19 protein-coding genes and 1 pseudogene are annotated in these 23,275 nt (G+C 69.1%); 11 read left to right on the top strand and 9 right to left on the bottom strand.

Features of this window, described 5'->3' with window-relative positions; genetic code table 11:
* The first annotated feature begins 55 nt into the window (after positions 1–55).
* Positions 56–1,792, top strand: coding sequence for an FUSC family protein (locus ACQP2O_RS25720; RefSeq protein WP_433190167.1), 1,737 nt, complete (start codon positions 56–58; stop codon positions 1,790–1,792).
* Between the two features lie 100 nt (positions 1,793–1,892).
* Here the strand turns inward: ACQP2O_RS25720 and ACQP2O_RS25715 are convergent.
* Positions 1,893–2,312: pseudogene (locus ACQP2O_RS25715) on the bottom strand (polysaccharide deacetylase family protein); the annotation flags it as partial.
* A 1,008-nt stretch (positions 2,313–3,320) separates the two neighbouring features.
* Between ACQP2O_RS25715 and ACQP2O_RS25710 the strand changes: the two are divergent.
* Entirely contained in the window at positions 3,321–4,898 is a 1,578-nt protein-coding gene (locus tag ACQP2O_RS25710; RefSeq protein WP_433190165.1) for a Mur ligase family protein, read from the top strand.
* 85 nt (positions 4,899–4,983) lie between these two features.
* Here the strand turns inward: ACQP2O_RS25710 and ACQP2O_RS25705 are convergent, their stop codons facing one another.
* Complete coding sequence (locus tag ACQP2O_RS25705) at positions 4,984–6,258, bottom strand: APC family permease (RefSeq protein ID WP_433190162.1); 1,275 nt, start codon at positions 6,256–6,258, stop codon at positions 4,984–4,986.
* Positions 6,259–6,496: 238 nt separating this feature from the next.
* Between ACQP2O_RS25705 and ACQP2O_RS25700 the strand changes: the two genes are divergently transcribed.
* The 3 genes from ACQP2O_RS25700 (at position 6,497) to ACQP2O_RS25690 (ending at position 9,205) form a co-directional block, all read left to right on the top strand.
* Positions 6,497–6,694: a hypothetical protein gene (locus tag ACQP2O_RS25700; protein WP_433190160.1), complete on the top strand. Its 198-nt coding sequence runs from the start codon at positions 6,497–6,499 to the stop codon at positions 6,692–6,694.
* 140 nt (positions 6,695–6,834) lie between these two features.
* Positions 6,835–8,190 carry an acyltransferase family protein gene (locus ACQP2O_RS25695; RefSeq protein ID WP_433190157.1) on the top strand — a complete coding sequence of 452 codons (1,356 nt, stop codon included), beginning with the start codon at positions 6,835–6,837 and terminating at the stop codon, positions 8,188–8,190.
* Between the two features lie 298 nt (positions 8,191–8,488).
* Positions 8,489–9,205, top strand: a complete 717-nt coding sequence (locus ACQP2O_RS25690) for an acetate uptake transporter family protein (RefSeq protein WP_433190154.1) — start codon at positions 8,489–8,491, stop codon at positions 9,203–9,205.
* Positions 9,206–9,332: 127 nt separating this feature from the next.
* Here ACQP2O_RS25690 and ppk2 read toward each other — a convergent pair whose 3' ends face one another.
* The 3 genes from ppk2 to ACQP2O_RS25675 form a co-directional block, all read right to left on the bottom strand.
* Positions 9,333–10,148 carry a polyphosphate kinase 2 gene (gene ppk2, locus ACQP2O_RS25685; RefSeq protein ID WP_433190151.1) on the bottom strand — a complete coding sequence of 272 codons (816 nt, stop codon included), beginning with the start codon at positions 10,146–10,148 and terminating at the stop codon, positions 9,333–9,335.
* 194 nt (positions 10,149–10,342) lie between these two features.
* Positions 10,343–10,765 carry a CBS domain-containing protein gene (locus tag ACQP2O_RS25680; protein ID WP_433190148.1) on the bottom strand — a complete coding sequence of 141 codons (423 nt, stop codon included), beginning with the start codon at positions 10,763–10,765 and terminating at the stop codon, positions 10,343–10,345.
* A gap of 83 nt (positions 10,766–10,848) precedes the next feature.
* Positions 10,849–13,455, bottom strand: coding sequence for a cation-translocating P-type ATPase (locus tag ACQP2O_RS25675; protein WP_433190145.1), 2,607 nt, complete (start codon positions 13,453–13,455; stop codon positions 10,849–10,851).
* A gap of 245 nt (positions 13,456–13,700) precedes the next feature.
* On the opposite strand from ACQP2O_RS25675, the gene ACQP2O_RS25670 reads away from it, so the two are divergent.
* Genes ACQP2O_RS25670 through ACQP2O_RS25660 form a run of 3 tightly spaced genes read left to right on the top strand, consistent with a single transcriptional unit; the run spans position 13,701 to position 15,350 of the window.
* Positions 13,701–14,147: a pyridoxamine 5'-phosphate oxidase family protein gene (locus ACQP2O_RS25670; RefSeq protein ID WP_433190142.1), complete on the top strand. Its 447-nt coding sequence runs from the start codon at positions 13,701–13,703 to the stop codon at positions 14,145–14,147.
* A 12-nt stretch (positions 14,148–14,159) separates the two neighbouring features.
* Entirely contained in the window at positions 14,160–14,621 is a 462-nt protein-coding gene (locus ACQP2O_RS25665) for a pyridoxamine 5'-phosphate oxidase family protein (RefSeq protein WP_433190139.1), read from the top strand.
* Positions 14,622–14,669: 48 nt separating this feature from the next.
* Positions 14,670–15,350 carry a CBS domain-containing protein gene (locus tag ACQP2O_RS25660; RefSeq protein ID WP_433190136.1) on the top strand — a complete coding sequence of 227 codons (681 nt, stop codon included), beginning with the start codon at positions 14,670–14,672 and terminating at the stop codon, positions 15,348–15,350.
* A 144-nt stretch (positions 15,351–15,494) separates the two neighbouring features.
* On the opposite strand, the gene ACQP2O_RS25655 is transcribed toward ACQP2O_RS25660, so the two are convergent.
* Positions 15,495–16,007, bottom strand: coding sequence for a flavodoxin domain-containing protein (locus ACQP2O_RS25655; protein WP_433190133.1), 513 nt, complete (start codon positions 16,005–16,007; stop codon positions 15,495–15,497).
* A gap of 37 nt (positions 16,008–16,044) precedes the next feature.
* Positions 16,045–16,881, bottom strand: coding sequence for a universal stress protein (locus tag ACQP2O_RS25650; RefSeq protein WP_433190130.1), 837 nt, complete (start codon positions 16,879–16,881; stop codon positions 16,045–16,047).
* A gap of 286 nt (positions 16,882–17,167) precedes the next feature.
* Between ACQP2O_RS25650 and ACQP2O_RS25645 the strand changes: the two genes are divergently transcribed.
* Positions 17,168–17,575: an Hsp20/alpha crystallin family protein gene (locus ACQP2O_RS25645; RefSeq protein ID WP_433190128.1), complete on the top strand. Its 408-nt coding sequence runs from the start codon at positions 17,168–17,170 to the stop codon at positions 17,573–17,575.
* Between the two features lie 158 nt (positions 17,576–17,733).
* Positions 17,734–18,570, top strand: coding sequence for an HAD family hydrolase (locus ACQP2O_RS25640; RefSeq protein ID WP_433190125.1), 837 nt, complete (start codon positions 17,734–17,736; stop codon positions 18,568–18,570).
* Between the two features lie 156 nt (positions 18,571–18,726).
* On the opposite strand, the gene ACQP2O_RS25635 is transcribed toward ACQP2O_RS25640, so the two are convergent.
* Both ACQP2O_RS25635 and ACQP2O_RS25630 read right to left on the bottom strand, forming a co-directional pair.
* Positions 18,727–19,593 carry a universal stress protein gene (locus ACQP2O_RS25635; RefSeq protein ID WP_433190123.1) on the bottom strand — a complete coding sequence of 289 codons (867 nt, stop codon included), beginning with the start codon at positions 19,591–19,593 and terminating at the stop codon, positions 18,727–18,729.
* Between the two features lie 92 nt (positions 19,594–19,685).
* The gene (locus tag ACQP2O_RS25630; RefSeq protein ID WP_433190120.1) at positions 19,686–20,534 is read right to left on the bottom strand and encodes a universal stress protein; all 849 of its coding nucleotides are present in this window, start codon (positions 20,532–20,534) and stop codon (positions 19,686–19,688) included.
* Between the two features lie 331 nt (positions 20,535–20,865).
* Between ACQP2O_RS25630 and ACQP2O_RS25625 the strand changes: the two genes are divergently transcribed.
* Positions 20,866–23,271 carry a glycoside hydrolase family 65 protein gene (locus ACQP2O_RS25625; RefSeq protein WP_433190117.1) on the top strand — a complete coding sequence of 802 codons (2,406 nt, stop codon included), beginning with the start codon at positions 20,866–20,868 and terminating at the stop codon, positions 23,269–23,271.
* Positions 23,272–23,275 lie beyond the last annotated feature (4 nt).

Raw genomic sequence — 23,275 nt, 5'->3', positions numbered from 1 at the left:
CTCGCTCGTCGCGGTCGGACGGGGACGGCCCACCACGACGAAGGAACGGAAATCCATGGTGGCTGCGAGGACGGCGTCGCTGTGGGACCGGTTCGCCGCCGCCGATCCGGGGCTGTTGCATCTGGCCGCCGGGCTGCGTGCCGTCTTCGGCCTCACTCTCACCCTGGCCGCGTTGACGGTATTGGATCAGTCCTCCGTCGTGCTGCTGGCCGGCGGCTTCACGGCGGTGGTCACCTCGTTGGCGATCAGCGACCTGCACCCCCGTAACCAGTTCCGCACTCTGCTCGCCGGGGTGCCTGTGGCTCTTGCCGCCGTGACGGCCGGGGGGCTGCTGGCGCCCTTCCCCTTCGCCTCCCGCCTGGCCTTCCTGCTGCTGATCTTCGCCGCGGTCTATGCGCGCCGCTTCGGGCGACGGGGCCTGGACCTCGGAATCTTCGCCTTCATGTCCTACTTCCTGTCCCAGTTCGCCAGGATCCAGCCCCACCAACTCCCGCAGCTGACCGGGGCGTTGGCCGTCGCCTTCGCGGCGGCCGCCGTCACTCGTCTCTGTCTGGTGCCCACGACGTCCTTCGGAATCCACAGACGCCTCAGGACGGCATTCAGCAGACGCCTTCGTGATGCGCAGCAGGCCACGTCGGACCTACCGGCAGACAGTCTGGCCGACGTCCGCAGACTCGAACGACGTCTCGACCGGCTGCATGCCTCCGCGCTGCTGCTTCAGGAGTTCCTGTACGAGGCTCCGGCCGGGCTGCTCCGCGACACGGCGGCGGAGCTCGAGCGGACGGCACGTGCGGACGCGACCGCGCAGCGCCTCGGCGTGCTCGCGATCCGCTCGTCGAAGGAATCGACGGCGTCCTCCGCCAACACCCTGACAGTGGACCCGACGAACCGAACAGGGTGCGACCCGATGGCGCTCCGACCAGGGGCGGCACAGCCTTCAGGCCCGTGGCGGCATACGACGCGGCAGGCCTTCCAAGTGACCGCCGCGTCCGCGCTCGCGGTACTCGGCGGGCATCTGGTCTCCCCGCACCTGTGGTACTGGGCCGTGGCCACGGCATGGGTCGTCTTCATCAACGCCGAGCACACCGGGGACATCCTGCTGCAGAGCGGCCGGCGGCTGATCGGCACCGTCGCCGGGGTGCCATTCGGATACGGCCTCGCCGTCCTGGCCGCCGGGCACACGACCTTGGCCCTGGTCTTTCTCCTCGCCTGTGTCTTCGGGATGTTCTACACCCCCTCCGGAAGCTACTGGGCGGTGACCTTCTTCATCACCGGCTCGCTCAGCATGGTGCTCGCGGTCCTGCACACCCTCTCCCCCGAGCTGCTCGCCCTGCGTGTCCAGGAGACCGTTCTGGGGGCCGGGTGCGGGATCCTGGCAGCCGCGCTGGTCGTCCCCACGAGCGTCCACGCGGTCGCCGAAATGCGGCTGAGGGAGTTGCTTCTCGTTCTCGACCATATCGAGCGATGCGCGCCGCAGGCCGGTGTCGCGGAGCCCGCGCCCGATGCACGTGATCTTGATCAGGCGCTGGAGGCCTTCCGCAAGGCCTGCCGCCCTCTGGTGCATCCGCTCAATCCCCGCCGCGCCGAACGCGCCCGGGTCCGCCGTCTCCTCGAACGCGTGGAAGCCACGGTGATCAGCGTGCCGCTGCGCCGTGCCGGGGCGGCTGGATGTAGTCCTCGAGACGGGCGACCGCGAAGCCCTGGCGCTCGATGTGCTTCAGCAGGGCGACGAACATGGCGGTCATCGTCTCGCCTTTCAGCTCGGTCGGGCCGCGGAAGTGCGCGAGGATGATGTCCCCGGGGCTCAGTCTCTTGTCCGGGTTCAGGTACTGCATGTCGTGGATCTCCATCGACTCACGCCACAACACGATCGCCCGTGGTCCGCAGCCGGCGACGGCGACCTTGGTCGCGGCGTTCCAGCCGCCGTACGGAGGCCGGAACAGGAACGGTGCGACGCCGTACCGCCTGGTCAGCACCTGTTGGTCGCCACAGACCTCCTGTCGCTGCCGGGGAAGCGGCAACGTGCTCATCAGCGGGTGGTGGAGCGTGTGGTTCTGGATGTGGTCGCCCATCGCCTGCAGCGGCTTGAAGTACGCGTAGTCGTCCTTGATCGCGTCGTCCATCAGGAACATGGTGATCGGGACCTTCAGGTCGGCCATCAAGCGCATGAACCTCGGGTCCTTCTCCTTGCCGTCGTCGATGGTGACGAATACGACCTTGCGCTTGGTCGGGATCCGGAAGATCACCGGGACCGGGCCCGTCGTGGTCAACCTGATCGGCTTTCTGCTCGGCGGAGCCGGCGCCGGGCGCATCGACTTCAGGCCCCACCGGGCCCATGCGCCCGCGGCGGCGGCCCCAGGCGCGGGAGCCGGCCCCACGGTCGCCCCGGCCGGCGGCCGTCCGCCCCCGCCGGAGCAGCCGCTCACCGCGACGGCGGTTACGGCCAACGCCCACAAGACGGGTGAAACCACGAACCGACCGCCACCCGGCCCCATCAGTCTCCTTCGACGCCCGCACCTGAAGACACGGGGGTCTTCGACGATTCCCGGAAAGCCCCCGCACACCGCCGCCGGAACATACCGACTATCCGGTTAACGCGGAGAAAAGTCGACGGACGTCGTAGCGGGCAGCCGATAATCCCCCGCCCATCGGCGTCCGCGCCGCCGGGGGGACTCAAGGCGCGATCCAGCGCCTATTACGATCTGTGACGATGCGATAGTCATACCGTCATGGCTTCGACCTGCCACATCACGAGGTTATTACCAGCTAACTGAATGTTTCCTGAGCATTAGCCTTAAAGAAGCTACATTCGGCGCCGTCACGAATTCCAGCAAAAAAACACCCGCTTAGTGATTCGACCGCGCCCAATTGATGGAGGCCTGCAACGCATCGGGGAACGTTCGGCAGAGACACCAGAGATTTGAACGGCAGTGAGGCTCCCATCCGGCGGTTCTCCCACCACCGGCTGATCTGGCGTCCCGGCCATCACCGGCGCATTCGGCTCTCGCTCGCACGGCGGATCTCAGATACGCGAACGCGGTCGATGCCCTGCACGTCGCGGCCGGTCCGAGGCCGGTGACCGACCCGGTCACCGGTCACCCGTTCCCCGGCTGACTCCGGTCGCGCGACGGCGACCTTGGGCATGTCGACCGCCGCCGCACCCCCACCCGGAGCCGAGGGGCGGCCTCATGGGAGCTCTCACGCAAGGCCGCAGAGGACCCCGTCTCGCACCTTCCATACCGGGGCCGTGCCGGAACCACGGCTCGTGATCGCACGCTCGACCACCCGTTCCAGCGACCTTGACACAGAAGTGGACCCCCATGCGCCTACGTGACCTCGCCGCCGACGTGCCCGCCGCCGAACTGCACCCCTCGAGCGGTGACTACGACGTGCTCCGCGTCGTCCACGACTCCCGGCAGGCGCGGGTTGGTGATCTGTTCGTCGCCGTACGCGGCCTGCGGTCGGACGGCCACGACCACGTGCCTCGCCTCACGGCCGAGGGCATCGCGGTCGCCGTCGAGCGGCCCGTACCGATCCCCGCGGGGACACCCGCCTTGATCCTCCCGGACACCCGCACCGGTCTGGCCGAGTTGTCCGCCGCGCTGCGCGGAAGGCCCGCCCGCCGGCTGCTGATGGTCGGCGTCACCGGCACCGCGGGCAAGACGACGACCACGCATATGACCGCCCACGTCCTCACCGCCGCCGGTATCCCCGCCGGATACCTCAGCACCGTGGCCCATGGAGCCGGAACCCACGCCGACGAGAACAGATCCGGCCAGACCACCATGGCCGCCCCCGACAACCAGGAGTGGCTGGTACGGATGGTCGAGCGGCGCATGCGCGCGGCGGTCATCGAGAGCAGTTCGCACGCCTTGGAACAAGGCAGGGTCGCCGCCTGCGAGTTCGACGTCGCCGCGTACACCAACGTCGATCAGGACCACCTGGACTACCACCGGACCTCACAGAACTACTTCAACGCCAAGGCACGGCTCATGGATCTGACCGCGGGATCGGCCGGCAAAGGCGTCCCGAAGACCACGATCCTCAACCGCGACGATCCCTCGTTCGAACGCCTCAGTGCGCACTGCACGACCGAAAGGTGCCTCACGTACGCGATCGATCATCCTGCCGACGTACGGGCCACCGACCTGTCCCCCGGCCGGAACCACACCCGGTTCGTCCTGCGCGGCCCCGACGGATCAGCCCCGGTCCACCTGCGCCTGCCGACCCTCTTCAACGTCCGCAACGCGCTCTGCGCGGCCGCGTCCGGCCTGGCCTTCGGGGCGCCGATCGACGCCGTCGCCGATGCCCTGTCCGCTTTCGGCGGCGTACGCGGGCGTCTCCAGCCCATCGACCGCGGACAGCCGTTCACCGTCTATCTCGACTTCGCGCACTCCTCGCTGCGCCTGCGCAGTGTGCTGAGCGAACTCCGCACCACCACCTCCGGCCGGCTGATCGCCGTCTTCGGCGCCACCGGCCACGCCGACCATGACCCGGCGGGGATGGGAGGCGCGGCGGCGGAGTACGCGGACTTCTTCATCCTCACGACCGACGATCCGGCCGGCAAGGACCCGGTGGACCTCGCCCGGCAGATCGAATCAGGCGTCGGGGCACGGCGACGCGGCATCGACTACGAGGTCATCCTGGACCGGCGGGCCGCGATTCGGCGGGCGATCGAGATGGCCCGGCCGGGTGATGTGGTCGTCCTGGCCGGCAAGGGTCCCGAACGCACCATGCTGCTCGCCGACGGCCCCGCGCCCTGGGACGAACAGGCCGAGGCGGAGGACGCCCTCGATGAACTGGGCCGGGCCACCGCGCGGGCGACGAACGCGACCGGTCCGAGGGTGAGCGGCTTCGCCCCGCGTCAGTGGAGCTACGCCGCCGTCAGACGGCGCTGATCGGCGCCGGTGAAGGTCGCGGCGCGGAGTTCGGCGCCGGCGAGGCGGCCGCCGTCGACGACGCGGTGGTGGCGTCCTCGCCTCGTCACGGCGAGCGGGTCGCGACCGTCCGGCGCAGGGCATAGGCGACGGCACCGACGGCCAGTACGGCGGCCCCTGTGATCACCGAGGTCAGCGGCAGCGCGAAGGCCAAGATCAGGCAGCCGGCCAGGCCGACGGCGGGGACGAGGCGGGGCGGGCGGCCCTCGGCCGTGGTGAGGGTCGTCGCGGAGGCGTTGGCGATGGCGTAGTAGACCAGCACGCCGAAAGAGGAGAACCCGATCGCCCCGCGCACGTCCGCGATGCCCGCCACCACGGCCACCACCACCCCGACCGCCAGCTCGGCCCGGTGTGGGACGCCGAAGCGGGGGTGGACGGCGGCCAGGACGTGCGGCAGGTGCCGGTCGCGGGCCATCGCCAGCGTCGTGCGTGAGACGCCCAGGATCAGCGCGAGCAGCGAGCCGATCGCGGCGACCGCCGCCCCGGCCCGTACCACTGGCGCCAGGCCCGGCAGCCCGGTCGCTCGGACGACCTCGGCCAGCGGGGCGGCCGCCCGGCCCAGCCCTCCGCTGCCCAGCACGCTCAGCGCCGCCACCGCGACCGCCGCGTAGACCACCAGAGTGATGGCCAACGCCAGCGGGATCGCGCGGGGAATCGTCCGCTTCGGATCGCGGACCTCCTCACCCAGCGTGGCGATCCGCGCGTATCCAGCGAAGGCGAAGAACAACAAACCCGCCGCCTGCAGCACGCCGCCGAAGGAGGCGTCCCCACCGACGTTCAGCCGGGCCGTGTCCGAAACGCCGGAGGTCAGGGTGGCGACCACCACGGCGGCCAGCACCGCCAGCACCACGGCGACGATGAGGCGGGTCAGCCAGGCCGACTTGTGCACCCCGGCATAGTTCACGCCCGTCAACGCCACGACGGCCGCGACCGCCACCGCGTGCGCCTGCCCGGGCCAGACGTAGAACCCGACGGTGAGCGCCATCGCCGCACACGAGGCGGTCTTGCCGACCACGAACCCCCAGCCCGCCAGGTAGCCCCAGAACTCTCCCAGGCGTTCGCGGCCGTAGACGTAGGTGCCGCCGGAGGCCGGGTAGCGGGCCGCGAGCCGGGCCGATGATGTGGCGTTGCAGTAGGCGACCACCGCGGCCACGCCCAGACCGACGAGCAGCCCGGACCCGGCCGCCCGCGCCGCGGGCGCGAGCGCGGCGAAGATTCCCGCGCCGATCATCGACCCCAGGCCGATCACCACCGCGTCGAAGACCCCCAGCCGACGTCGCAACTCATCCGGCACCCCGGCCGCGGTCGCCGCCTTGCCCATCAGCCCCCCTCGGCAACGTCATCCGATGTCGAAGGACGATACGTGACCCGGATGTCCTGGCGCTGACCGCGCCCGGACGAGCGATCGAACGGTGCTGAGAGCCCTTCGGCCCGCTGATCTCCCGCACGGTGCTCCGCAGGTCGTCCTGATAGCGAAGTCCCTGGTCGTGGCCGATTTTCCGTCCGCTATGCTCGACGCGGTCCCCCAGTTCGACGTCGTCCCCGGGCGGGAGTCTCACGTGTCACGCATGGCCGGGTTCTGCAGTTCACTGGTACGCCGGTCCGTCCGCGCCTACCGCATCGCCTGCGCTCGTGACGACATGGCGACCCAGAGCCTCCTCGTACCCGACGGCGTGTGGGCGTGTGATGGGTGCAACACCGTCCTGCTGGGGGTCGGCGCGCCGGGGCAGCACCTGTGCACCGACCGTCCCTTCTGAACGGCCGCTCACCCTCAGTCACCGTCCGACGCGAAGGAGTGCGGCTTCCCGACGGCTCGGGACCCGGCCGGTAAAGCCGCCGCCTCCGCCGCCCGACCAGGGTGGGAGACTGGGATCGAGCGTTCGGGGGCTGTCAGGCTATGAGCGGTGACGCAGGAGGTCTGCCACCGCAGCATCCGGACACCGGCTGTGGGGAGGCGTCCCGCAACCGCTACGTGGACCTGCTGCGGGTCGCGGCGATCGGCGCGGTGGTGCTCGGCCACTGGCTGGCGACCTCGATCACCTACAACGCGGGTCACCTGGGCGGGTCGAATGTGCTGGGACGACTGCCGTGGACCCGATGGCTCAGCCTGGTCTTCCAGGTGATGCCGGTGTTCTTCCTGGTGGGCGGCTTCGCCAACGCCGCCTCTTGGACATCACACCGCGGACGTGGCGAGGACTGGGCGCGTTGGCTGTACGGCCGGGCCGTGCGGATCCTGGTCCCCACCACGATGTACGTCGCCGTGGCCACCGCCGCCGTGGCCGGCTGCCGCGCCGCCGGGGTCGACCGCGACGTGCTCGCGTCCGCAGGATGGGGCGTGGCCCTCCACCTGTGGTTTCTGCCGGTATATCTTGCCCTGCTGTCGATTACCCCGGCGCTTCATGCCGCCCACCGGCGATGGGGACTCGGCGTTCCGGCCGCCCTCGCCCTCGGCGTGGCCGGGGTGAACACCGCGGTCCTGCGATGGCATCCGCCCCTGCTGGGAGGGCTGAACTACCTGCTGGTCTGGGGATCGATACACCAGCTGGGCTTCGCCTGGCAGGACGGCACGCTCACCCGCGACCGGCGGCGTCCGCCGGCACTGGCGGTCGCTGGGATCACCGTCCTGGCCGGCCTGGTATGGCTGGGGCCCTTCCCGGTGAGCATGGTCGGGGTACCCGGCGAACGGATCAAGAACACCTCCCCGCCCTCGATCGCCCTCCTCGCCTACGCCGCCGGCCAGGTGGGGCTGCTGCTCGCCGCCGAATCCGCCGTGACGCGCCGACTGCGCGGGCCGCGTCCACGACGGGCGGTGGCCCGGGCCAACCGGATGGTCATGACGCTGTACCTATGGCACATGGCGCCGGTGATACCCGTGGCCATCGCCCTGTATCCCACCGGTCTGCTCCCATCGGTGCCCATCGGATCGGCGGCCTGGTTGCAACAGCGCCTGGTGTGGGTGGCCGCCCTGACCATCCTGTTCATCCCGCTGGCCATGGCGCTCCGGCCGGCCGGGCCGGTGGTGCCCGCCCACCGGGGAGCGGATGCCGACCCCCTTCGCCATGGCGCGTGGCCTCTGCTGGTGGCCGGTGTCGCCGTGGCCGGCCTCGCCTTGTCCTGGCTCGCGGCGAAGGGATTCGCCCCAAGCGGGCGGCTCCCGATCACCGTGCTCGTCGCCTACGCCGCGGGAATGCTCCTTCTGGTCGCGGCCGGTGGGATGCGCGCTCGCCCCGCCACACCGCCTCCCGCAATCTGAACGTTTTTTGACTCAACTGTTCGCATTAGCCGCACTTTCAACGCCTGACACCTCAATTTCGGGACATTTACGCGGCAACTGAAGGGGCTGCTGGGGTTTTTGAGGCGCATTAGTACTGCTTGATATATATAGCGCCGTTTTGACGGGCGAGATTGCGGTATATGGAGATCGTGCATCCGCGAACGGGGGGAAGGATGTCATGACGGAATCAAGGGGCCATGGTGCCTACGAAAGGCCGTCCGGACCGGAACCCAGGGCGCATGAGGTCGGCAGGACGCCCGGCCCGGGGACGGGCGAGATGGAGGCCGAACGCGAGTTCTGGCAGGAAAGAAGCCGTGTGTTCCTGCAGCCGATCGCGGCACCGTCGATCCTCGGGCTCTTCGGGCTCGCGACGGCGACGATGATGGTCGGCGCATGGATGGCGGGTTGGTACGGCACCGTGCTCACCCCGCTGATTCTTTTCCCGTTCGTGTTGACCGCGGGCGGTCTCGCGCAGTTCCTGGCCGGGATGTGGTCCTACCGTGCTCGCGACGGCCTGGCGACCGCCGTGCACGGGATGTGGGGAGCGTTCTGGCTCGCCTTCGGACTGATCTTCATGCTCGTCGGCGCGGGGGCCTTCCCGGCCCTGCTGGCGCCGAGGATCGGGGCCGTCAATCCGCCGTTCGCCTTCTGGTTCATCGCGCTGTGCGTGATCACCGGGCTGTGCGCGATGGCCGCGACGGCCGAGAACATGGGCATGACGGTGGTGCTCGCCCTCTTGGCCGTGGGCTCGGGGTTCACCGCGGCCGGCTTCTTCTCGGGCGCGACCTGGCCGGTGCGCATCGCCGGCTGGCTGTTCGTGATCTCCGCGGCGGCGGCCCTGTACACCGCGGGCGCGATGTTGCTCGAGTCCTGCTTCGGGCGGACGGTCATGCCGCTGGGCAAGTCCCGCGCCGCGGCCGACATCCCGGGCCGCAGGATGAGCCGGCCGCTGGAGTACCGATACGGCCAGCCCGGAGTCAAGATCGGCCAGTGATCCCATCACTCCGGTCGGGATACGTCTGGAGGGTCTCGTCGTACGTGACGGAACCCTCCAGAGGTCGGCGACTGCTCGTGGTCCGGCTCCCATGTCTGGTTGCGACGGGCGGGACACGTGACAGGTCTCAAGGTTCGCCGAGTGTCGCGGAGTGGTCCGGGACATAGGTCTGGGTCTCGCGAGGCGGGCGCCGGTATCCCGTGGACCGCGGCCGGGCCGGCAGCGTCAGGCGAGGCGGCTCGATCTCGCCGTAGGGCACGGTCGAGAGCAGATGCGCGACCATGTTGATGCGCGCCCGCCTCTTGTCCTCGCTCTCGACCACATGCCACGGCGCCTCTGGGATGTCCGTATGGCGGAACATCTCGTCTTTCGCACGCGAGTAGTCCTCCCAACGGAGAATCGAGTCCACGTCGATCGGCGACAGCTTCCAGCGCCTCATCGGGTCCACGAGCCGGTCATGGAATCGGGCTTCCTGTTCGGCGTCGCTGACGGAGAACCAGTACTTGCGGAGCAAGATGCCGTCTTCGATCAGCAGCCGCTCGAAGACCGGGCACTGGTGGAGGAAGCGCGTGTACTCCTCCTCCGTGCAAAAGCCCATGACATGCTCGACGCCGGCCCGGTTGTACCAGCTGCGGTCGAACAACACGACCTCGCCCGCCGCCGGCAGGTGCTCGACGTAGCGCTGGAAGTACCACTGCGTGCGCTGGCGCTCGGTCGGGGCGGGCAGTGCCACGATCCTGACGACGCGCGGATTCAGATACTCGATGACGCGCTTGATCGTGCTGCCCTTACCGGCCGCATCACGCCCCTCGAAGACCACGACCAGGCGCGCCCCGGTCACACGGACCCATTCCTGCAACTTCACGAGTTCGCCCTGAAGCCGGTAGAGCTCCCGTTCGTAAACCCGCCGGGAAAGCCGTCTCGCCTTGCCGCCCTTGGCCATGCGCCATCCCCCTCGACCGCCCTGCAAGGTTTCACCGCCCAACGCGAGATCCGGCGTCCCCAAGGACCGGATCTACCTCGATAAGGGCCTCACCGGAACCAACCGCGTCCGGCTCTGCCTCGACCGGACGCTGACACCGCCGTCGTCGATGAATCACTCGCCGGCATGTCGGCCGGACGGCGTCTGAGACGTCGTCAGTGTGGCGTGCCGGAGATGGCCTCCACCAGTTCACCGACCTTGTCCTGGGGCAGCTTCGCCGCGAGATCGGCCTGGCTGATGATGCCGACCAGTTCTTCCCTTTCCATCACCGGCAGGCGACGGATGTGGTGTTCGGCCATCTGATGCAGGACATCCTCGACATCAGAGTTGGCGTCGACGGACCAGACCTCGCCGTGGATGAGGTCTCCCGCCTGGACCTCCGATGGGTTCCTGCCCCGCGCGATGGCCTTCACCACGATGTCACGGTCGGTGATGATCCCCTTCAACCGGCCGTCCTCACCGCATACCGGCATCGCGCCCACATCCAGCTCGGCCATCCGCCGGGCCGCCGCAGTCAGATTCTCATTCATCCTCAGGCACTCGCACCCGTGGTGCATGACTTCACGTGCGGTCGTCATGATCGACCTCCCCCTTGGTCCCCTTGCCCGAATCCTGCTCTCCCTCGGCGGGGCGAAACGTTCCGAATATCCCCGACGTGCGGTCAGCAGGTCGGCGAGATGCCCCTCGCTGTTCCTGAACTGTCGGCGTCACCCGCAGGCGTGCCGGGATGCAGTTTCCGATCGAGGCGTACCGCGACGAACCCGAGGGTGGAAAGGGCGATGACGACTAGCAGGTCGGGGCCGGTGAGCGGTTGGGTGCCGAGCATCTCTCGGACCGGCGGCAGGTACAGGCCGGCCAGTTGCATGACGAAGGCGGACGCGACGGCCGCGAGCAGCATGGGATTGGCCCAGGAACAGAGCCGGGCGCGGGAGCCGAGGGCGACGCCGAGCTGCGTGACGCCGAGCGCGAAGAAGGCCATGCTCTGCCAGGGCCGGCCGCTCTGGTGTGCCCAGAGGGCCACTCCCAGGGTGACGGCTGCCAGGACGACGGCGATCCGGATCACGCGCTGCCACAGGCCGCCTCCGAGGATGCTCTGGGCCGGTGGCCGGGGCGGTCGGGTCATGACGCCGCTCTGTGCGGGCTCGCCGCCCAGCGCGACTCCGGGCAGGCCATGGGTGATCAGGTTGATCCACAGAATCTGGGCGGGCAGGAGGGGAAGCGCCAGGCCCAGGAAAGGGCCCAGCAGCATCACGGCGATCTCGGCTGCTCCTCCGGACAGCGCGTAGATCAGGAACCGGCGCATGTTGCCGTACACGCGCCGGCCTTCCTCGACGGCGGCCACCACGGTGCCGAGTTGGTCGTCGGCGAGCACGAGGTCCGCGGCTTGGCGGGCCACCTCGGTACCGCGCCGCCCCATCGCGACGCCGATGTCGGCGCGGCGCAGCGCGGGTCCGTCGTTGACGCCGTCACCGGTCATCGCGACGACCTGACCGCGTTCGCGCAGTGTCTGGATGATGTGGAGCTTGTGGTGCGGGGTGGCCCGCGCGAAGACGGTGATCTCGCTCAGGTCGTCTGCGGCCGGTCCGGATTCACCGATGGACCGGCAGTCGAGCAGCCGGTCACCGACACCCATGATGCCCAGTTCGGCGGCGATGGCGCGGGCGGTACCGGGATGATCGCCGGTGATGAGGATCGGCCTGATTCCGGCGCGGCGGCAGGCCGCGATGGTCGCGAACGCCGCCGGGCGTGGCGGGTCCACGATGGCGATCAGGCCGACCAGACGCAATCCGCGTTCCAGTTCCTCGTCCGCGCGGAGCGCCGGGTCGTGATCGGCCTGCGCGACCGCCAGTACCCGGAAACCGGCCTGGGCGAGAGCGCCGGCGCGGTCGGTGGCCTCGGCGAGGAGCGCTGGATCATCGGCCAGGACGGGCGGGCGTAGGAGCGCCTCGGGTGCTCCCTTACAGATCACGCGGAAGCCGCCGTCGGGAAGGCGGTGAACGGTGGTCATGCGTTTGCGGTCGCTGTCGAAGGGGCGTTCGCCGGACCGGGGCAGCCGCGCCTGCAGGTCTTCGCGATCCAGTCCCAGTTTGGCGGCGGCGGCCAGCAAAGCGGCCTCGGTCGGGTCGCCCAGGGCCGTCCATTCCCCGTCGCTGCCGTCCGGCGGTGAGAGCCTGGCGTCGTTGCACAGCACCGCCGCGGACAGCAGGTCGGTGACCGCGTCCCCGTCCGCCGGGCGTAGCGGTCGATGGTCCCGCAGGACATCGCCATCGGGCGCGTAACCGGAACCGGTGATGACGGCTTCCGCGGTTGGTGTCCAGACGCGGCGGACGGTCATCCGGCCTTCGGTCAGGGTGCCGGTCTTGTCGGTGCCCAGTACGGTGACCGACCCGAGCGTCTCGACGGCCGGAAGCCTACGGATGAGGGCATTGCGGGCGGCCATCCGGCGGGCGCCCAGAGCCAGGCTCAACGTCACGACGGCGGGCAGTGATTCGGGGACAGCGGCCACGACCAGGCTGATCGCGGTCACCACCATCAGCTCCGCCGGCTGCCCCCGCGCCAGTCCCAGGCCCAGGACGACCAGGCACAGGACGACCGTCACGCCCGCCAGCATCCGGCCGATATCGACGAGGCGACGCTGCAACGGCGTCAGGCCGCCGCCCCTGCCCATGATCGATGCGATCCGCCCGGTGGCGCTCGCCGCTCCGATGGCGGTGACGAGTGCCCGGCCACGGCCCTTGACCACGGCCGTTCCCGCCGACACGATCTCATCGGCCCCCGGCCCTTTGTCCACGGGCACGGCCTCGCCCGTCAGGGCGGACTCATCGACGAGCAGCGCCGCCGCTTCCACCAGCCGGGCATCGGCCGGAACGATGTCGCCTTCCGCCAGGATCAGCAGGTCCCCCACCACGACCTCGGCCGCGGGAACCGACCGCTGCGTTCCGTCCCGAACCACGCGGGCCGTGGGCGCGGTGAGCTCCGCGAGCGCGGTGATCGCCCGGTCCGCGCGCACCTCCTGGCCCACACCCACCGAGGTATTGACCACGATCACCAGGACGATGACGGCCATGTCCGTCCAGTCACCGGTGGCGGCCGTCAGCACCGCCGCGACCAGCAACACCATGATCAGTGGATCGCGCAGCTGGGCGGCGACCCTGCGCCACAGCCGGGTCGGGCGCGTCTGCGGCAGCAGATTCGGCCCATCACGCGTGAGTCGTGCGGCCGCCTCGGCCGAGGACAGGCCAGCCGCGAATGTCCCGCTTCCGATCACCTGTCCCCCCACGGACGCTCGAGTCACCAGACGTCACGCCTCAAAGCCACGGCCGGGGCGGTCAGGCCGTGTACGGCAGTCGCCGACCATGCCCACATGCGACGCCCTCACATGTGGCCACCATCAACCCTTGATCGGGACAGGGCTGTCCGTTCAGAGGCGTTGTCCCAGGAAGAAGGGGACTTTCGACTCCAACCGCTGATCGCCGGCGATTAGCACCGCCAGGTGAGGGGGACGATCCGATCGTGACCGAGCAAGCCAGGACGATCGAGGAACTGGGCGAGACCGAGTGCCTGCGGCTGATCTCAGCAGGCGGTATCGGCCGCATCTCCTACACCGGCCGGTTCGGGCCGGTGGTGCTTCCGGTCAACTACAAGCTCCATGACGGAGCCATCGTCTTCCGTACGGCACCAGGCAGTCCGATGGACGAGGACCTGAGGACCGGGATAGCCGAAGCCGAGTACCTGGTGGCCTTCGAGATCGATGAGATCGACGTGACGGCCAGGGAAGGCTGGAGCGTCCTCATCCAAGGCTCCGCGCACCACGTGGACTCCGAGACCGAGCGCGCATCCCTGACGCGGGCAGGCGTTGAACCATGGCCCGGCGGCGAACGCGAGCTCTTCGTTCGCATCATCCCCAGCCGTATCACCGGACGCCGCATTCGCCGAGTCGATGGATCGGCCTCCGGATAGGCGGCCACACCGATGACGCACGACGCGGGCGCGGCTCAGACCCTCGACCGTGACGCCTGCTTGAGGCTGCTGCGGAGCGTGGTGATCGGCCGTGTCGCGTGGGCCGACGACGACGGCCGCGTCGTCGTACTGCCGGTCAACTTCATCACGGACGGAGAAGCGATCGTCTTCCGTACCGCGGAGGGCGGCAAGCTGTCCGCCGTACGAGAGGGACGCCATCTGTCATTCGAGGCCGACGATGTCGAACTGGGTCTTCGAACCGGATGGAGCGTCCTGGTCAGCGGCACCGCCGAGCTCGTCACCGACCGCGCGCTGATCGACCGCCTCGAACACTCGCCACTGGCCCCGTGGGCTCCCCTGCCCAGATCCTGTTTCATACGGCTCCCTCCGGACCAGATCACCGGCCGCCGGCTCCCTCTTCATCCGGGTGGCGTGACACACGAACGCCTCGGCCCAGAAAACAACACACGCTAATCACAGGTACGGGGATATCGGGACGCGTTCCGACCTGGGAGGTGCCGAATGAGTACCAGACAACGCTTCGTCAGAGACGTGATGACGACGGCCGTTGTGAGCGCCTACCGGGGTGCTTCGTTCAAGGACATCGCCCAGATGATGATCGAGCGCGGCATCACCGCACTGCCGGTGATCGATAAGGACCGGCACGTGGCCGGCGTCGTATCGGAGGCGGATCTGCTGGCCAAGGAGGAGTACAAGGGCGTCTGGCCGGAGACACGTCAAGATCGGCTATCGAGGCCGAAGGCCCAGGCGGTCACCGCCCGAGATCTGATGACCACGCCCGCGATCACGATAAGCCCCGATGCATCGATCGTTCAGGCCGCCCGGCTTCTCGAGCAGCACCGGATCAAGCGGCTGCCGGTCGTCGACGATCACAACCGTCTCCTCGGCATCGTCAGCCGCCGAGACCTGCTCCGTGTCTTCACCCGCTCAGACGAGGAGATCCGCGACGAGATCCTGCAGGATGTGCTTACGCTGCTCATACCGGCTGCACCCGAGGCGGTGTCGGTCCACGTCGACCACGGCATCGTCACTCTCACCGGCACTCTGGACGACAAGGCCCTCATACCGGTCCTCCTCCGGTTGACCGCTGCCACCGACGGAGTCGTCAGCGTGATCGACGAATTGCGCTTCGCCGTCGACGGCACCGCCGAGAAGGCGGGCCAGGAGGCGCCCGGCACCTGATCCAACGCGGCTGTCACAGGTCATGCCGCGGGTCGGTGCTCCAGTGCGGAGTTGATCAACACGGTGCGCGGCGTTTCCGGCGGCCCTGTCACCCGCGGCCGGCGGCCCAAAGAGTCGACACGAAGCCTTGGGCGTGTGCCGAGGTCACGAGCGGACCTTTCGTGGGCTCCGGCTGAGGAGTTCCGCGGCGATCCGCCGCGCCCACGCTCGCACCGCCTCCTCGTCACGGTAATCTCCGGCAAAACGCTTCGCCAAAGGCGCGGCCAGAAACCCTCGGGCGTCCTTCCGCAGCCGACCACCAAAGGTGACGTGGTCGCGGGCGCCGAGCCGCTCGGCGATCCTTCGCATCCCCCAAACAGGCAATCTGAGCGGTTCGCCCGCTCCCCCGCCGAGCGGGCCACTGCCGAACAGCCATATCGGCATCTCGCGGAGGACCCGCTCTTGTTTCCGAGCGAGACGACGCGCGTCGCGCTGCCAGCGGCCCGCGTAAACGGCACCGCCGAGGATCACCGCGTGGTACGGGGTCACTTCGCGCACTGACCGCGCGTCGCACACGTCAACGTGGAGACCAGCCTTTCGCAGTTCGTCACCGATCCAGTGGGCGATCTCCGCGGTTCCGCCGTGCCTGGATCCGTAGGCCACCAATATCTGTGTCATGACAGCGAGCTCCTTCCCGGCCGGTCACAGTGGACGCTCAGTGGGCCTTGCCTGCTCGCTGGACGGCGACCGGGCAGTCCGCGTTGTGCAGTACCGCCTGACTCACCGAACCCAGCAGCAGGCCCCGGAAGCCGCCCCGGCCACGTGAGCCGACCACGAGCAGATCGGCGTCTGCGGACGCGTTGATGAGCGCCTCGGCAGGATGCGCGGTCACCGTGGCCAGTTCGGCAGGGACGTCAGGGAACCGTTCACGCAGGCGGGTCACCGCGTCAGTGATGTCGCCGTCCGCTTCGTCCGCTGGATGGTGAATGGCATGGACGGCGGTGAGTCCCGCCGCACGCAGAGCGGCCTCCTCGAACGCGGACCACAGGGCCATCAGCGAGTTGTCCGAACCGTCCACGCCTACGACGATCCGCTGCGCCTTGTGCTCTCGCCCTCGTACGGCGACGACCGGGCATGCGGCCCGTGCCGCCAGTTCCACACCGGTGGATCCCAGGAACAGCGCTCCGACGGCGCGGAGGCCGCGCGAGCCGACCACCGCCAAAGATGCCCTGGCCGCTTCCTCGAGCAAAGCGGGAATGGGCGCGCCGTCGATCAGCTCCGATTCGACGTCGACCTCAGGGGCACGGGCCTGGGCACGGCGTTCCGCCGTGTGAACGATCTGCCTGGCGGTCTCCATCAGTTCATCCAGCCGCGAGCCCAGCAACGGTGCGCCGAGCGGGGTGTACAGCAAGGGCCAGGCGAAAACGTGCACGATCCGAAGCCGGCAGCGGCGCAGTTTCGCCTCGTCCGCTGCCCAATCGACCGCGGTCAGGCTGCACTCCGAGCCGTCCACACCGACGAACACCGGCTTCACCGCCGACTCTGTGTCCATCTCGACCTCCTCGGATCATTTCCACCCCATCAGCAGCGACGTTGTTCGGGCAGGGGACCAACGGCCCGAACCTGACGACATCAGCCCTGCGCTTCCTGAGCGCCAGGACAACGCACCAGCCGACGCACCGAACCTGACGCCGCACGGGTCGGTGTCTCTCTGACGAGGCGACGAACGAGCAGGTCAAGGCGGGACCGAAGTCCTCCCGCGCGAGGGAAGTCCGCCTCTAGGGCCCGGCCCGCGATTCGCGTGGAATGAAGGAGCACGTCGAATTGAGGAGGTTCCCATGGGAACACCGGCCCGCAGAGAAACCAGACTTCCTGATCTCTTCGACCTCTTCGAGATGCCGTTCACCACACTGCGGCCCTTCACCGCTCAGGCCATCCGGATCGAGGACTACATCGACGAGGACAAATACGTCATCCGAGCCGAACTTCCCGGCGTCGACCCAGACCACGACGTGGAGATCAGCGTCTCGCGGGGCATCCTGACGATCCACGCCGAGCGGAAGGAAGAGCACGAAGAACGCCGTCATTCAGAATTCCGGTACGGCACCTACGAACGACACATCCGGCTGCCGGAGAACGCGCACGAAGACGACATCAAGGCGACCTACGACAAGGGTGTCCTAACGATCACCGTTCCGCTTCAAGAAGCCAAAGAGGCAACCCGGCGGGTCGCCATCGAGCACTGAGCCGCGCTCGGCTGGTGGAGGGGACTTCATCGGGACCCGGGATGAAGGGCGAACGGCGGGGAGGTGGCGTGTCGAGCTTCACCTGAAATGGGGCCAGGGCCACGACTGACACGGCACAGGTCGTCCGATGACGTTCTGAAGCGGGGGATGGAGAAGCCATGCGTACCACGGCTGATCAATACGTGCTCGGCGATGACATCGCTGCGATCATCTTCGGCGTCGACGGGATCGTCGTCGACGTCGACCGGGCCGCAGCCGCCGCCTGGAAAGCGGTGCTGGACCCGTTCCTGCGCTCCTACGCCGTGACGCAGGAAGCGGAGTTCAAGCCGTTCGAGGTCCGCGACGACTACCTGGGACATATGCATGGCAAACCGCGGCTCGACGGCGTGCGGGCCTTTCTTTGCTCCCGAGAGATCACACTGCCGTACGACGATCTACGCGGCCTTGCCGGACGCGAGGAGGAGTTGTTCCTCACCGAGGTCCGCCGCTACGGCATCGCTCCCTTCACCTCGACCGTCCGCCTCCTTCATGCAGTGCGTCGTAGCGGGCGGCGCACGGCCGCCGTCTCCGTCGACTGGTACGCCGCAGAGTTGCTCACCCGAGCGGGCGTCACGGAGATGTTCGACGTACGGCTGGACGGCTTGGACGCTCCGGGGACACGTCTGCCGGGACATCCCGAGCCGGGCCTGTTCTGTGAGGCGGCCCTACGGCTGAGAACGCCACCGGGGCGGATCGCCATCGTCGAGCAGTCACTCGCCGGCGTATCGGCCGCTCGGCATGGCGCCTTCGGGCTGGTAGTGGGAGTCGATCGCATCGGCCAGGCCGCCGCCGCGCTCCGCGAACACGGCGCGGACGTGGTGATCAACGATCTGTCCGAGATGCGGCTGCCCGCAGGGCCGACCATGGCGGGGCGCTCGCGGCCATATGAGTTGATCGCTCAGCGAGCCGGTCCCATCGAGGGCACGACGCCCACGAACATGTCGTCCACCTCGTAAGCGAGGCGGGTCCGCCGACACGACACCTTCGACCTGGCGTACGGCGTGCAGCAGGGCGGGAATCTGCGAGCGGCGCGTGATATGGCCCTCTGCGGTAACACGACCATTGCCGAGCACCAAGGTTTCGGCCGGGGCCTGGCCGGCACCGTGTCGAGGTCAGCCGGCGGTCCGTACGACGGCCAGGGGGCAGTGTGCGTGGTGCAGCAACGCGTGGCTGACCGACCCCAGGAGCAGTCCGGTGAAGCCCCCTCTCCCCCGGCTCCCGACCACCAGAAGATCGGCGTGTGCCGACGCGTCGGCCAGAATCCGCACCGGACGACCGTGTTCGATGTCGAAGACGACCTCGACGTCGGGGAACTTGTCCCGCCAGGTGGCCAGCGACTGCTGCACCAGGCGCAGTTTCTCTTCCGCCACGATCTGCGGGTCGTAGACCAGCGGCTGCATGACGCCCGGTCCTCTTGGGGCGGGATGCGACCAGACGTGGACGGCACGCAACCGCGCCCTGCGCAGCGCGGCCTCCTCGAACGCGAACGCGATGGCCGGCTCGCTGACCGGCGACGCGTCCACGCCGACCGCGATCTCGCGCCGCTCCGCGGGTTCCAGATCTCGTACGACCACGGCGGGAATCCTCGCGTGCGTGACGACCTGCAGTGTGGTCGAGCCCAGCAGCAGACCGGTCGCCGTGCCCACGCCATGGCCGCCGAGCACGATCATCGCCGCGTCTGCCGCCTTCTCCAGGAGGACATGGGCCACCTGGCCGGACACGGTCTCCGTGTCGACCGCGATGCCGGGGGCGCGTTCACGCGCGGCGGCCACCGCTTTTTCGAGCAGGTCCTTGCCGCCGGTCAGCAGCCATTCCCGGACGAGACCTATCCGCGGATCGACCGGGGTGTCGTACAACCACTCGGCCTCGGCATGAACGATCCGCAGGGGCAGCCCTCGGCGTACCGCCTCCTCGGCCGCCCAGGCGACCGCGTTCAGGCTCTGGTCCGACCCGTCGGTGCCGACGATGATCGTATTCATGGTCAACCCTTTCTTCCGCCTTTTCACCTGTTGCGTTGCGACGGTCGAGGCTTCTGCTCCGCGGTGTCCGCGCGAGCCGGTGACGGCCGGCCTCACGGGCTTCGGTGTCCGACGACGGTGACCGGGCAGTCGGCGTGGTGGATGACGCCGTGGACCACCGAGCCGAAGTACCGGTTGTCGTGTCCGGCGGATCCGACGACGAGCAGGTCGGCCCGCCGAGAGCTTTCGGCGAGCCTCTCGACCGGGTGGCCGGGGAGCGGTTGCTCGATGACCTTGACCTCCGGAAATCTCTCTCGCCACGGCGCCACCTCCTGCCCCAGAAGTTCGTGAACCGCGGCGGTCGCCCGGCGGACGGTGACCGGATCAGCGTCCTCGTACACCGTGCTCGGCACCGGCCACGCGTGGACCGCTCGTACCCAGGCGCCGCGGATGGCAGCGGCCTCGAAAGCGTGTTCCAGGACGATCGGCGACTCCTCGGACAGGTCCACGCCGACCAGCACCTCACCGCGGCTCTCGTCGGTCTCGCCCCGGACGACGACCACGGGGCACGGCGTGTGCCCGGCGACCCGCAAACTCGTGGACCCCAGCAGGAGACCGCGGAAGCCACCGAGCCCGCGGTGGCCGACGACGACTTCGTAGGCGTGTTCGGCCCGCGCGCGTAGTGCGTACGCGGGCGCTTCGAAGATCACCTCTGTGGTGATCCTGAGCTCGGGGCATTCCTTGGCCGCTCGTACGGCGGCTTCCACAAGGATGCGTTCTCCCGTCTCGGTGAGAGATTCCAAAGACCGGACCGCCGGGTGAAAGGGGATTCCCGAGCCCCGGTGTTCGGCGGCGTGCACGATGTGCAGTGCACGCCGCCGGCGTGCGGCTTCGCGTGCGGCCCATTCCACGGCGGTCGTGGCACAGGGCGAGCCGTCGGTTCCCGCGACGATCCACTCCACGGCGATCCTCTTCCTGCTGTCGGCGGAGGCGGGCTCCGCACCGCAGCCGTCGGGAAGAACGCGGGCACCCTCATCACCGCGTTCACCATCGGTTCCATCGCATCCGCCGACGATGAACATCGCCAGGGGCCGAAGGTCCCGTCGCGGACCTCCTTGTGGCCTTGAGATCTCCCGCGCAGGCGGAAGGCGGCACTCGCGTCGTCTGCCGCGGAGACCCAGGAAGCGGTTTTGGCAGGGACGGAAGTCCCGGATCGGCGGGAAGTCCGCCTCTCCTGCGAACGATGCCCGGCGGGCTGAGATGAGGTTGCGAGCAAGCGGGAGGGGGCGGGCCATGGGGGTCTGGCGTGTCGTATACGACGGCTTCGACCCCGACGCGGAACGCCTGCGGGAGGCGTTGTGCACGTTGGGCAACGGATACTTCGCCACCCGTGGAGCGGCCCCGGAGGCAATCGCCGACGACGTGCACTACCCCGGCACCTACATCGCCGGATGCTATGACCGGCTGTCGTCACCGCTGGCCGGACGGGCGGTGGTCAACGAAGATCTCGTGAACGCGCCGAACTGGCTGCCGCTGACGTTCCGCGCCGAAGGTGGCGAATGGTTCGACGTCCGTGCTTCCGATCTGCTCGGATACCGGCAGGAACTGGACCTTCGCCACGGGCTTCTCACCCGGCGTCTTCGCTACGGGGACGCCGCCGGCCGTATCACCGCGGTCGACCAGGAGCGGCTCGTGTCCATGGACGACCCTCACCTGGCCGCACTGCGGACGACGATCCGCGCGGAGAACTGGTCGGGAACGCTGGAGATCCGATCGGGCCTGGACGGGCGCGTCCGCAACTGCGGCGTGGCCCGCTATCGAGGGCTGACCGACGTCCACCTGTTCGCCGGCTCGACCGGTGCCGACGAGGATCTGATCTGGCTTGACGCTGAGACGGTCACCTCGGCGGTGCGCATCGCCGAGGCCGCGCGCACGACCGTGGACGCCGGCGGGGCGATACGGCAGGAGAGGCGGGACGGGCCAGGGTGGATCGCCCAGCACCTGACCGTGGAAATGCGTCGCGACGAGCCGGTGACCGTCGAGAAGGTCGTGGCGCTGCACACGTCCCGCGACCGGGCCACGGGCGGGCCGCTGGAGGCGGCCCGGCTCGGAGCCGAGCGTGCACCGCGCTTCGCGGAGCTGCGCGACCGACACGGCTTGGCCTGGGAACATCTGTGGCGGCGCGCCCGCCTCGACGTCGGCCGCCCCGGCGCGCAGAGCACCATCAACCTTCACCTGTTCCACCTGCTGCAGACGCTGTCCCCGCACACCGTGGGGCTCGACGTCGGCGTTCCCGCCCGTGGGCTGCACGGCGAGGCCTACCGAGGGCACGTCTTCTGGGATGAGCTGTTCGTGCTGCCCTTTCTCAGCCTGCGATTCCCGGACGTCGTACGCTCGCTCCTGCTCTACCGCTGGCACCGGCTGCCGGCGGCGCGCCGGGCGGCCCGGGCGGCCGGGCACACCGGCGCGATGTACCCGTGGCAGAGCGGCAGCGACGGCCGGGACGAGACCCCGCGCATGCACGTCAACCCGCGCTCGGGGCGGTGGCTGCCGGACAACTCCCGGCTGCAGCGGCATGTCGGCCTGGCGATCGCGTACAACGTCTGGCAGTACTACCAGGCCACCGGTGACCTGGAGTTCCTCTGCTCGTACGGCGCGGAGATGCTCATCGAGATCGCCCGGTTCTGGGCGGGCCTCGCCACCCTGGACACGTCCTCCGGCCGGTACGACATCCGCGGGGTGATGGGCCCGGATGAGTACCACGACGCCTACCCGGGCGCGGCCGCACCAGGCCTGGACAACAACGCCTACACCAACGTCATGGCGGCCTGGACGCTGTGCCGCGCGCTCGACGTCTTGGCTCTCCTGCCCTCGGTGCGCCGCGCCGAACTCCTCGAACACCTCGGCCTGCGGCCCGAGGAGATCGCCCGCTTCGAAGACGTGAGCCGGCGACTGCGGGTCGTCTTCCACGCCGACGGGATCATCAGCCAGTTCGAGGGATACGAGAACCTCACCGAGTTCGACTGGGACGGATACCGGGCCAAGTACGGCGACATCCGCCGCCTCGATCGCATCCTCGAGGCCGAAGGCGACACCACCAACCGGTACAAGGCTTCCAAACAGGCCGACGTGCTCATGCTGTTCTACCTCCTGTCCGCCGACCAGCTGACCGCCCTGTTCGACCGGCTCGGCTACGGCCTGGACCGTGCCGCCATCCCGAAGACCATCGAGTACTACCTGGCCCGCACCTCCCACGGCTCGACCCTCAGCGCGATCGTGCACGCCTGGGTCCTCGCTCGTTCCGACCGCGCCGCCTCCTGGCGGTTCTTCCTCCAGGCCCTGGACAGCGACCTGCACGACGTCCAAGGCGGCACCACCGCGGAGGGCATCCATCTGGGTGCCATGGCCGGCACCCTCGACCTGGCACAACGCTGCTACACCGGCATCGAGCTCCACGGCGACGTCCTCCACCTCAACCCCCGCCTGCCACCCGGCCTCCCCGGCCTGGGTGTGGAACTGCGCTACCGCGGCCACTGGGGAATCCGTCTCCACACGGACCACGCCGGTATCCGCATCGGGCTGCGCCGATCGGCACAGCCGCCGATCCGGATCGCGGTGAACGGCGGGCCGGTCACCACCCTCCCGGCCGGGCGAACCGTCTGGTTCCCCGGGCCGGGAGAGGTTGAAGAGATCGGGTGACGGT

This window comes from Actinoallomurus sp. CA-150999, assembly GCF_050942425.1.
In the GTDB taxonomy this organism is placed as follows: domain Bacteria; phylum Actinomycetota; class Actinomycetes; order Streptosporangiales; family Streptosporangiaceae; genus Actinoallomurus.
This window is presented reverse-complemented; position numbering and strand designations above follow the sequence as displayed.

What these genes read in the sequence shown, in the direction of transcription:
- ACQP2O_RS25645 (WP_433190128.1), top strand. Translation starts at nt 17,168, where the DNA reads ATGGGAACACCGGCCCGCAGAGAAACCAGACTTCCTGATCTCTTCGAC.
- ACQP2O_RS25695 (WP_433190157.1), top strand. Translation starts at nt 6,835, where the DNA reads ATGAGCGGTGACGCAGGAGGTCTGCCACCGCAGCATCCGGACACCGGC.
- ACQP2O_RS25680 (WP_433190148.1), bottom strand. Translation starts at nt 10,765, where the DNA reads ATGACGACCGCACGTGAAGTCATGCACCACGGGTGCGAGTGCCTGAGG.
- ACQP2O_RS25665 (WP_433190139.1), top strand. Translation starts at nt 14,160, where the DNA reads ATGACGCACGACGCGGGCGCGGCTCAGACCCTCGACCGTGACGCCTGC.
- ACQP2O_RS25640 (WP_433190125.1), top strand. Translation starts at nt 17,734, where the DNA reads ATGCGTACCACGGCTGATCAATACGTGCTCGGCGATGACATCGCTGCG.
- ACQP2O_RS25660 (WP_433190136.1), top strand. Translation starts at nt 14,670, where the DNA reads ATGAGTACCAGACAACGCTTCGTCAGAGACGTGATGACGACGGCCGTT.
- ACQP2O_RS25650 (WP_433190130.1), bottom strand. Translation starts at nt 16,881, where the DNA reads ATGGACACAGAGTCGGCGGTGAAGCCGGTGTTCGTCGGTGTGGACGGC.
- ACQP2O_RS25625 (WP_433190117.1), top strand. Translation starts at nt 20,866, where the DNA reads ATGGGGGTCTGGCGTGTCGTATACGACGGCTTCGACCCCGACGCGGAA.
- ACQP2O_RS25720 (WP_433190167.1), top strand. Translation starts at nt 56, where the DNA reads ATGGTGGCTGCGAGGACGGCGTCGCTGTGGGACCGGTTCGCCGCCGCC.
- ACQP2O_RS25635 (WP_433190123.1), bottom strand. Translation starts at nt 19,593, where the DNA reads ATGAATACGATCATCGTCGGCACCGACGGGTCGGACCAGAGCCTGAAC.
- ACQP2O_RS25705 (WP_433190162.1), bottom strand. Translation starts at nt 6,258, where the DNA reads ATGGGCAAGGCGGCGACCGCGGCCGGGGTGCCGGATGAGTTGCGACGT.
- ACQP2O_RS25655 (WP_433190133.1), bottom strand. Translation starts at nt 16,007, where the DNA reads ATGACACAGATATTGGTGGCCTACGGATCCAGGCACGGCGGAACCGCG.
- ACQP2O_RS25710 (WP_433190165.1), top strand. Translation starts at nt 3,321, where the DNA reads ATGCGCCTACGTGACCTCGCCGCCGACGTGCCCGCCGCCGAACTGCAC.
- ppk2 (WP_433190151.1), bottom strand. Translation starts at nt 10,148, where the DNA reads ATGGCCAAGGGCGGCAAGGCGAGACGGCTTTCCCGGCGGGTTTACGAA.
- ACQP2O_RS25690 (WP_433190154.1), top strand. Translation starts at nt 8,489, where the DNA reads ATGGAGGCCGAACGCGAGTTCTGGCAGGAAAGAAGCCGTGTGTTCCTG.